This window comes from Azonexus sp. (assembly GCF_036170495.1).
Taxonomy (GTDB): domain Bacteria; phylum Pseudomonadota; class Gammaproteobacteria; order Burkholderiales; family Rhodocyclaceae; genus Azonexus.
Window position 1 is genome coordinate 1 of sequence record NZ_JAVHPH010000455.1, and the last position, 8,430, is coordinate 8,430.

Annotated in this window: 9 protein-coding genes; 4 read left to right on the forward strand and 5 right to left on the reverse strand. The window is 62.5% G+C overall.

Features of this window, described 5'->3' with window-relative positions:
• On the forward strand, window positions 1–200 hold a 200-nt coding region (locus ADADOO_RS16350), incomplete at its 5' end, for a GNAT family N-acetyltransferase (RefSeq protein WP_511278573.1).
• Window positions 201–293: 93 nt separating this feature from the next.
• On the opposite strand, the gene ADADOO_RS16355 is transcribed toward ADADOO_RS16350, so the two are convergent.
• Window positions 294–2,273, reverse strand: coding sequence for a methyl-accepting chemotaxis protein (locus ADADOO_RS16355; protein WP_511278574.1), 1,980 nt, complete (start codon window positions 2,271–2,273; stop codon window positions 294–296).
• 144 nt (window positions 2,274–2,417) lie between these two features.
• On the opposite strand from ADADOO_RS16355, the gene ADADOO_RS16360 reads away from it, so the two are divergent.
• The gene (locus ADADOO_RS16360; RefSeq protein WP_511278575.1) at window positions 2,418–2,588 is read left to right on the forward strand and encodes a hypothetical protein; all 171 of its coding nucleotides are present in this window, start codon (window positions 2,418–2,420) and stop codon (window positions 2,586–2,588) included.
• 47 nt (window positions 2,589–2,635) lie between these two features.
• Here ADADOO_RS16360 and ADADOO_RS16365 read toward each other — a convergent pair whose 3' ends face one another.
• Genes ADADOO_RS16365 through ADADOO_RS16380 form a run of 4 tightly spaced genes read right to left on the reverse strand, consistent with a single transcriptional unit; the run spans window position 2,636 to window position 6,504 of the window.
• Window positions 2,636–2,908 carry an oxidative damage protection protein gene (locus tag ADADOO_RS16365; protein WP_511278576.1) on the reverse strand — a complete coding sequence of 91 codons (273 nt, stop codon included), beginning with the start codon at window positions 2,906–2,908 and terminating at the stop codon, window positions 2,636–2,638.
• A 30-nt stretch (window positions 2,909–2,938) separates the two neighbouring features.
• Window positions 2,939–4,258 (reverse strand): amino-acid N-acetyltransferase, encoded by a 1,320-nt coding sequence (gene argA / locus ADADOO_RS16370; RefSeq protein ID WP_511278577.1) that lies wholly within the window; start codon window positions 4,256–4,258, stop codon window positions 2,939–2,941.
• A complete protein-coding gene (gene pap, locus ADADOO_RS16375; RefSeq protein ID WP_511278578.1) occupies window positions 4,255–5,763 on the reverse strand; it encodes a polyphosphate:AMP phosphotransferase in 1,509 nt (502 codons plus the stop codon). Before pap ends, argA begins: the two co-directional genes overlap by 4 nt.
• 3 nt (window positions 5,764–5,766) lie before the next feature.
• Complete coding sequence (locus tag ADADOO_RS16380; protein ID WP_511278579.1) at window positions 5,767–6,504, reverse strand: 16S rRNA (uracil(1498)-N(3))-methyltransferase; 738 nt, start codon at window positions 6,502–6,504, stop codon at window positions 5,767–5,769.
• A gap of 41 nt (window positions 6,505–6,545) precedes the next feature.
• On the opposite strand from ADADOO_RS16380, the gene ADADOO_RS16385 reads away from it, so the two are divergent.
• The gene (locus ADADOO_RS16385; protein ID WP_511278580.1) at window positions 6,546–7,100 is read left to right on the forward strand and encodes a thioredoxin family protein; all 555 of its coding nucleotides are present in this window, start codon (window positions 6,546–6,548) and stop codon (window positions 7,098–7,100) included.
• Window positions 7,101–7,277: 177 nt separating this feature from the next.
• Window positions 7,278–8,430: PAS-domain containing protein (locus ADADOO_RS16390; RefSeq protein ID WP_511278581.1), on the forward strand; the 1,153-nt coding region annotated here is incomplete at its 3' end.

Consider the following 8,430-nt stretch of genomic DNA (forward strand, 5'->3'; position numbering starts at 1 on the left):
CGGCAGTCGCCCCGGAACGCCGCGGCCAAGGCATCGGCCGCGCCCTGATCCAGGCCCGCCTCGACTGGCTCGAAAGAACCTTCAAGTCAGGACGAATCCTGGTCTCCACCGCCAAGGTCCGGCGCTTTCGCGATTTCGGCTTCAGCGAAGTACGCAACAGCGCCATCGACGGCCGGCATTTACTGATCCGGCGTTTTTAGCGGCCGGTTTCGCTATTCACGAAGCCCGGCCGACAACCAACCATTTCAAAAAAGGGCGATTTCCCCGGTCGACCCTGGGGCCAGCCATTGTTTCTATGGTCGTAGCGTTTGGCTGGCATCGCCGGCCGCCAGCCGGAACTTGCCGATCGCCTGGCGCAGGTCGCCGGCCAGCCCCTCGAGCAGGCGAGCCGAATCGGCGGCACCGGTCAGAGCCTGGCAATTTTCCAGCGACAGGTCGGCGATGCCGGCGACCAACGACTCGATCCGCTTGGTCTCCTGCCGGTGCGTCACCAGGGCGGTGTTGATCCGCGTGCTGGCGACCTCGACCAGACCAGCCTGGTCGCGGACCCGGCCCATCGCCAGCGCCGCCTCGCCGGCTTTTTCGTTACTGGTCACGACATGGCTGGCGGCCGTCCGTACCGCATTCGCCGTCGCGCTGGCAATGCCCTGCATGCGGGCAATCATCTGGCCGATTTCCTTGGTGCTCTGCGCCGTCCGCTCGGCCAGCTTGCGCACCTCGTCGGCCACCACGGCAAAACCGCGGCCGCTGTCGCCGGCCCGCGCCGCCTCGATTGCTGCATTGAGCGCCAGCAGATTGGTCTGTTCGGCCACCCCGGCAATCACTGCGACCACCGTCGATACCTGGCGCGTTTCGCTTTCCATGCGATCAAGGCAGGCCGTCGCCTCGACAATGTCGGCACTCATTTGTTCCAACACGTCCTTGGCGAGACTGACCGACTGCAGGCCGGAACTCGCCAATTGATCCGAGCTGCGCGCTACCGCATCGCTCTCGCCGGCCGCGTGGGCGATTTCATCGACTTGTCGCCCGGCCGCCTCGACCGCCGTCACCACCTGCTGCGTATCGCCCTCCTGGCGGCGCGCCCGCGCCGCCGAGGAGCTTGCCGTCTGGACAAACGACAGCGAACCGGTGGTCAGCGCGTGGGCGCTGTTGGCAATGTCGCCGATCAGGCTGCGCAGACCGTCGCGCACGGCGCGCAGCGATTCGGCGATGCGCTGCAATTCGTCCTGCCCGGCCAGCTCGATCGACACCGACAGGTCGCCGGTCGCCAGCTGACGCGCCCCCCGGGCCAGCACCTCGATGGTCGACGCCAGGCGGACATAGGCGACGTAGAGGCCACCGCTGGAAACCAGCATACCGCCGAGGATGAGCAGCACGGTCACGATCAGATGGCGATGCGCCCGGCCCCGTTCGTCGTCGAGGCCGGCCAGCATCAGCTGCTCGCTGCGCCGTGAAATGTCGCGGACCTCGGCCAGCGGCTGGCCGATTGCCCGCGCCAGCTCGTCCCGCGAATACGCAGCGCTGCTCAGGGCCTGGCCGTAAGCCACGGTTTGCGTCAGTTCGAACTGCCCGGCCAGCACCTCGACCTTTTCGGCCAAGGCCGCCAGCTCGCCGCCTTGGCCGACGAAAGGGGCCAGTTGGCGCTGTACGCCGGCCAGCGCATGCGTGGCGACGGCGATCGAGGCCGACAGTTCCGGGCGCAGCTTGTCGGCCACCATCCCCTCGCGCACCGCGACGCCGGCCAGCACCTCCAACCGGGCCAGCGATTCGGCGAGCAGGGGTAAATCGTTCAACCAGATACCGGAAACGGCCTGCAGGCTGGCACTGCCACTCGGCCCCCCGCCGAGGCGTTCGGTCATCTGCAGCTGCAGTTTTTCGACCCGCGTGCCGAAGCCGGCAAAGACCTGCATGCGCCGCCGGCCGGCACTCTCTGCCGGGGTAACGGCGAGCAGGTCGCGCAGCTCATCGGCGCTGGCCGATGCTACGGTCGACTGCAGATTTTGGGCAATTTCCGCACTCGCCACCGTATCGCCAGCCCCGGCAAAGAATAATGCCGCCCGATGCTGCTGCAATGCGCCGATCAGGGATCGCGTCTCCCCGGTCTGGCGGATTGCCGCCAGCCGATCCTCCGACACCTGCATGCTGTCCCAGCGCGACAGCAAATGCGGTAACGAAACCGCGAGAAACGCCACGCTGAACACACAGCCGATCAACACGAACAAGCCGCGAAAACCCAGCCTGCCCAACAAATACTGCGTTCCGTTTTCAACCACGCAAATTCCCGACAGCTCGATGAAGAAGGCTATCAGGCTAAGTCTGCCCCGTTACCAAAGCGTGACAAGCGCCCCACGCGGCCGTAACGCCCATGCAATATTGAGTGGCGATAGTGACGTTATTCGTCTGCCTGAAAGCCCTGCATGAACAAGCCGAACCACAACGACATCGCCGCCTTTCCCGAGCTGTTCGACGGGTTGGAGCAATTCATCGAAGAACAGGCCAGCGGCCTCAAGCGGACCAGTGCCATCCTGGCCGTTACCGCGATGGGCGGCGGCATGCTGATCTTCTACGCGCTGAGCCAGATCGCCTGAAAAACAAAATCCCGCCGCAGCGGGATTTTTCATGAGCGTCCGGTCGCTCAGGCGGCCGGCGGAACGTAACCCTGAATATGGTCGGCCCCCTCGCCAAAGAAATGCTTCTCGAGCTGCTCGGTCAGGTATTTGCGATGCTTGGCATCGACCAGATTGAGACGATTCTCGTTGATCAGCATGGTCTGCATCTTGATCCACTGCTGCCAGGCTTCCTTCGAAACATTCTCAAAAATACGCTGGCCGAGCGCACCCGGGTAAGGTGGCGTATCGAGGCCTTCAGCCTCGCGGCCGAGCTTGATGCAATTGACGGTACGTGCCATGTGAAACTCCGTGGGGGTTAATGCGGGGAATTATAAAGTCTTGAACAGCACCTTGGAACGCCGCTGATAGTTGTACATGTCGCGCTTGTTGGCCGGCAGGTCATCGACCGTGCCGAGCTTGAAGCCGCGCTCGACGAACCAGTGCTCGGTGCGCGTGGTCAGCACGAACAGGCGCTTGATGCCGGCCTTGCGGGCGCGCTGCTCGATGCGCAGCATCAACTGCTCGCCATAGCCCCATTCGCGGTGTTCGTGACTGACCGCCAGGCAGGCCAGTTCGGCCTCGTCCTCGGAATGCGTGTACAGCGCGGCGCAGCCGACGATGATGCCGTCGTGGAGCATGATCGAAAAACGGTCGATTTCGCGCTCGAGCAGTTCGCGCGGCCGATGGACGAGGATGCCTTCCTGCTCCATCGGTTCGATCAAGGCGATCAGCGCGGCGATGTCGTCCGGCTTGGCTTCGCGGATATTTTCCAGCGATTCGCGGGTGACCACGGTGCCGACGCCATCGTGCGTAAACAGCTCGCGCAACAGCGCACCATCCTGCTCGAAACTGATCAGATGCACTCGGCCGACGCCGGTCCGGCTGGCCCGTACGGCGCACGGCAGGTAGCGTTTGATGTCGGCCGACAGCCAGTCGGCGTCGCGCAGCATTTGCGATGCTTCGTCGGCCGTCATGGCATCGAGCAACTCGCCAGCCTGGTCGGTGACACCGCGGCTGTCGGTCAGGTACACCAGCTTGTCGGCCTTGATGGCGATGGCCACGGCTTCAGCCGCTTCTTCCATCTGCAGGTTGAAAATCTCGCCGGTCGGCGACGGCCCCTCACAGTTGAGCAGCACGATGTTGCCGAGGCCCAACTGGGCGTTGATGCCCTCGGCGTCGACCTTGCGCACCTTGCCGGCGTAATGCATGTCGATGCCGTCGAGCACACCGATCGGCTGGCCGGTGATGAAATTGCCGCCGATGACGCGGATTCGGCTGTTGGCCATCGGCGTATTCGGCAAGCCCTGCGACAGCATCGCCTCGATTTCCAGATAGACGCTGCCCACCGCATCGAGCACGCAGTCGAGCGCCGCCGCGTCGGTCACCCGATAGCCCCGGTGATAGACCGAGTCCAGGTTCTTCTCGCGCAACTCTTCCTCGATCTGCGGTCGCGCCCCATGCACGAGCACCAGCCGGATGCCCAGGCTGACCAGCAGGTTCACGTCATAGGCCAGCGTCTTGGCGAACTCGCTGGCCACCGCCTTGCCACCGAAGGCAATGACGAAGGTCTTGCCGCGAAAGGCGTTGATGTAGGGCGTAACCGCCCGGAACCAGGAGACGAAATGCTCGTCGTAAGGGGTATCGCTCATTTTTCCGTATATTTTCCGTTATCGTCCTTGAGCGCCGTTTCGATCCGCTCGCACAGGGTTTTCAGCACTTTGACCCGGGCGAAGTTCTTGTCGTTGGCCTCAACCAACGTCCAGGGCGCCAGCCCGGTTGACGTGCGGTCGACCATGTCGCAGACGGCGGAAACGTAGTCGTCCCATTTCTCGCGGTTGCGCCAGTCTTCGTCGGTGATCTTGAAGCGCTTGAACTCGGTATCCTGGCGTTCCTTGAAACGGCGCAACTGCTCATCGGCACTGATCTGCAACCAGAATTTGACGACGATGGCGCCGGAATCGACCATCTGGTGTTCGAAATCGTTGATCTCGGCGTAGGCACGCAGCCAGTCGGCCTCGGTGCAAAAACCCTCGACGCGTTCGACCAGCACGCGGCCATACCACGAACGGTCGAAAATCGCCGCCCGCCCGGTCCGCGGCAGATGCCGCCAGAAACGCCACAAATACGGCTGCGCCCGCTCTTCCTCGGTCGGCGCGGCAATCGGCACGATCTGGTACTGCCGGGCATCCATCGAAGCACCGATGCGACGGATGGTGCCGCCCTTGCCGGCCGCATCCGAACCTTCAAAGACCAGGACCAGCGAGCGCTTGCCGACAAAGCGCGGATCGCGCACCAGTTCCGAGAGGCGTGACTGGTACTTGGCCAGTTGGCTCTCGTAATCCTTCTTGGCCAGCTTCTGCGTCAGATCCAGTTCGCTGAGCACGTTTTTCTGGTCAATGGCATGGACAATCGGCGGCGCCACCGGCACCTGCTGGCGGCCCGTTTGCTGCAGACGGCGCTTCATGGCGTCGAGCACGATGCGGCCGACGGTTAGCGAACGATATTCGTCATCGGTGCCTTCAACGATGATCCACGGCGCATGCGCCGTATTGCTGACGCGCAGCACATGACCAGCCACTTCCTGCAGCTTGTTGTAGGTCTTCAGGCGATCGTAGCTTTCCTTGGTGACGCGCCAGGCCGTGTTCGGATTCTTCTCCAGCGCCTTGAGCCGCGTTTTCTGGCCATCCTTGGACAGGTGGAACCAGAATTTCAGAACCAGCGCCCCCTCATTGACCAGCATGGCCTCGAAACGATTGATGTCGTCGAGCCGTTCATCCATCTCGGAACGGCGCATCTGGCCGGTGATCCGATCGGTAATCGGCTGCGAATACCACGAGCCGGCGAAGATGCCGACCTTGCCCTTGGGCGGCAGGGCGCGCCAGTAGCGCCACATGTAGGGGCGAGCCCGTTCTTCGTCGGAAGGTGCCGAGAAGGCCAGGGTCGAAATGTGGCGCGGGTCCATCCAGGAATAAAGCAGGTTGATCGTTTCCCCCTTGCCGCTACCGTCTACCCCGCTGATCAGGATGACCACCGGAAAGTCCTTTTTCTCCAGCATGTCGTACTGCGCATCAAGCAAGGCAGCGCGCAGCAGCGGCACTTCCTTTTTGAAGGTTTCCTTGTCAATCTTGTGGCCGAGTTCTGCTGATTCAAACATTGCCTACTCCCCCCTGAAGTCACCCCAAAGTACCTGCATCGCTGCCAGCGCGGCCAGGCCCGCCGTTTCCGTCCGCAGAATGCGCGGACCCATACGTACTGCCTGAAAGCCAGCCGACTGCGCGGCGATCATTTCCTGCGGATCAAGCCCCCCTTCGGCCCCGATCAGCAGTTGAACCTCTCCGACTGGCCGGATCGAGGCCAGCGTCTGTTCGGCATCCGGCGCCAGCATCAGGCGCAGGGCACCCGGCGCCGGCCTGGCCAGCCAGTTTTCGAGCTTCTCGAGCGGCGCCACCACGGGCACCTGGTTGCGGCCGCATTGTTCGCAGGCCGACGCCACCACGCCCTGCCAGTGCGCCACCCGCTTGCCGGCCCGCTCGCCGGCCAGGCGCAGGACACTGCGCCGGCTCTCGACCGGCACGATATGGCGAACACCGAGCTCCACCGCCTTCTGGATGGTGAAATCCATCTTGTCACCGGCCTGCAGGGCCTGAACCAAGGTAATCGCCAGCGGCGATTCGCGCTCGACTTCAACCCACGGACCCAGCACGGCCATGACCCGGTCGCGCTCGATGCGTTCGATATGCGCCGGATACTCGCCGCCACGACCATCGAAAAGCACCATCGGCGCCCCGGGCGGCAGGCGCAACACGCGCACCGCATGGCGCGCCACCGGTTCCGGCAACTCAACATGAGCCCCCGGCGAAAGGGCTTCTCGGCAGTAAAAACGGGGGGAATTCATCGGTGCTATTATGGTCGAAATGGCTTTTGGAGTGGAAAAACATGGTCGCTTTGAACCCACCCGTCTGTGATTTTGGCCGACCAGCCGTCGACTTCGATCTACCCGGCGTTGACGGCAAGCGCCACACGCTAGCCAGCTGCCGCGGCCCGAACGGGCTGCTCGTGATGTTCATCTGCAACCACTGCCCCTACGTCAAGGCGATCATTGACCGCCTGATCCACGATTGCCACGACCTCGCCAAGCACGGTATCGGCTGCGTCGCGATCATGAGCAACGATGTCACGGTCTACCCGGAAGATTCGCCAAAATTGATGGCCCGCTGGGCCGCCGAACTAACCTTCCCGTTTCCCTACCTCTACGACGAAACCCAGGCCGTCGCCAAGGCCTATGGCGCCGTGTGCACGCCCGACTTCTTTGGCTACAACGCCAGCCTCGAACTGCAATACCGTGGCCGTCTCGATGCCTCCGGGCGAAACCCGGCGCCACCGGAGGCGCGACGCGAACTGTTCGAAGCGCTGAGCGAGATGGCGAGAACCGGCAAAGGCCCGACCGAGCAGGTGGCATCGATAGGCTGCTCGATAAAATGGCATTTGTGACAAAAATATTCGATAATTAAAACCGTAGGCCGCCAATGCCAGCATCCTCTCAGCTGAGCTATCATCAAAAGTTGGATAACCGCCCCGCCCAAGCCATTGAAATTAACTGACGCCCCCGCGCAACCATCAAGCGACATCGGACGCCAGCTCGCCTATTTGCAGGCAGTGGTATCGAACATGCCACAAGGCATCAGCGTCTTTGACGAACAACTGCGTCTGCGCGTCTGGAACCGGGGATTCATCGGCGTCCTGGACCTTCCCGACGAAGTGGTCTATGCAGGTGTAGCGTTTTCTGACTTGATTCGCATCCCCGCCACACGCGGCGAATACGGCCCCGGCGACGTTGAAGCCCACATCCAACGCATCACTGACCTCGCTAGAAAATTCGAAGCCCACTGTTTCGAGCGCACCCGCCCGAACGGCAAAACTCATCTCGTCCAGGGCGAGCCACTTTTTATCAACGAGCAACTGGTCGGCTTCATCACGACCTACACCGACATCACCGAGCGCAAGGCCGCCGAAATAGCCCTGCGAACGCAGCACAATCAATTGCAAACGGTGATCGAAAGTATCCCGAGCGCCATCAGTCTGTTCGATGGCGACACGAAGCTGGTCGTATCCAACACCGAGTTTCAACGCCTGCTCGATATTCCAGCCAGTCTGGCGCAACCGGGCACGTCGATCGAAGCCATCTATCGCCTCAACGCGCAGCGCGGCGAGTACGGCACGGCAGACCCCGAGGAAACCGTTGCCGCGCTGTTGGAGCGCGCCCGTCACCCAGTTCCGCATCATTTTGAGCGCACCCGCCCGAACGGCAAAACACTCGAAATCCGTGGCGTTCCGCTGCCCGAAGGCGGCTTTGTCACCGTTTACTCCGACATCACCGAACGGCGCGCCAGCGCCGAACGCGAGCAGCTTGCCGAGAAAGTGTATAACCACACCCCAGCCGGAATTATTTTCACCGACGAAGCCCATCGCATTCTGTCGATCAATCCGGCCACCACGCAAATGGCGGGTTACGAGCCGTTCGAGCTAATCGGCCAAACCGTCTTCGGACTAATCACTTTTGACGCTGACATAACGCAGGAAGCCTTCCTCGAGGACATATCGCAGCGCGGATCATGGAGCGGCGAACTCAACGTCACCCAGAAAAACGGCAACAACCTCCCGGCCGGCACCCGGGTCAACCGTGTCGATGACCCGCAAAGCGGTTTGCCCGCGCACTACGTCTGGATTCTCGCCGACATCACGGAACGCAAGCAGTCCGAGGAGCGGATGCGGCACATCGCCCAGCATGACGCGCTGACCGGCCTGCCCAACCGCATGGCCC

Excerpts from the sequence above, each read along its gene's own strand:
- ADADOO_RS16360 (WP_511278575.1), top strand. The coding sequence starts at position 2,418 with ATGAACAAGCCGAACCACAACGACATCGCCGCCTTTCCCGAGCTGTTC.
- ADADOO_RS16365 (WP_511278576.1), bottom strand. The coding sequence starts at position 2,908 with ATGGCACGTACCGTCAATTGCATCAAGCTCGGCCGCGAGGCTGAAGGC.
- argA (WP_511278577.1), bottom strand. The coding sequence starts at position 4,258 with ATGAGCGATACCCCTTACGACGAGCATTTCGTCTCCTGGTTCCGGGCG.
- pap (WP_511278578.1), bottom strand. The coding sequence starts at position 5,763 with ATGTTTGAATCAGCAGAACTCGGCCACAAGATTGACAAGGAAACCTTC.
- ADADOO_RS16380 (WP_511278579.1), bottom strand. The coding sequence starts at position 6,504 with ATGAATTCCCCCCGTTTTTACTGCCGAGAAGCCCTTTCGCCGGGGGCT.
- ADADOO_RS16385 (WP_511278580.1), top strand. The coding sequence starts at position 6,546 with ATGGTCGCTTTGAACCCACCCGTCTGTGATTTTGGCCGACCAGCCGTC.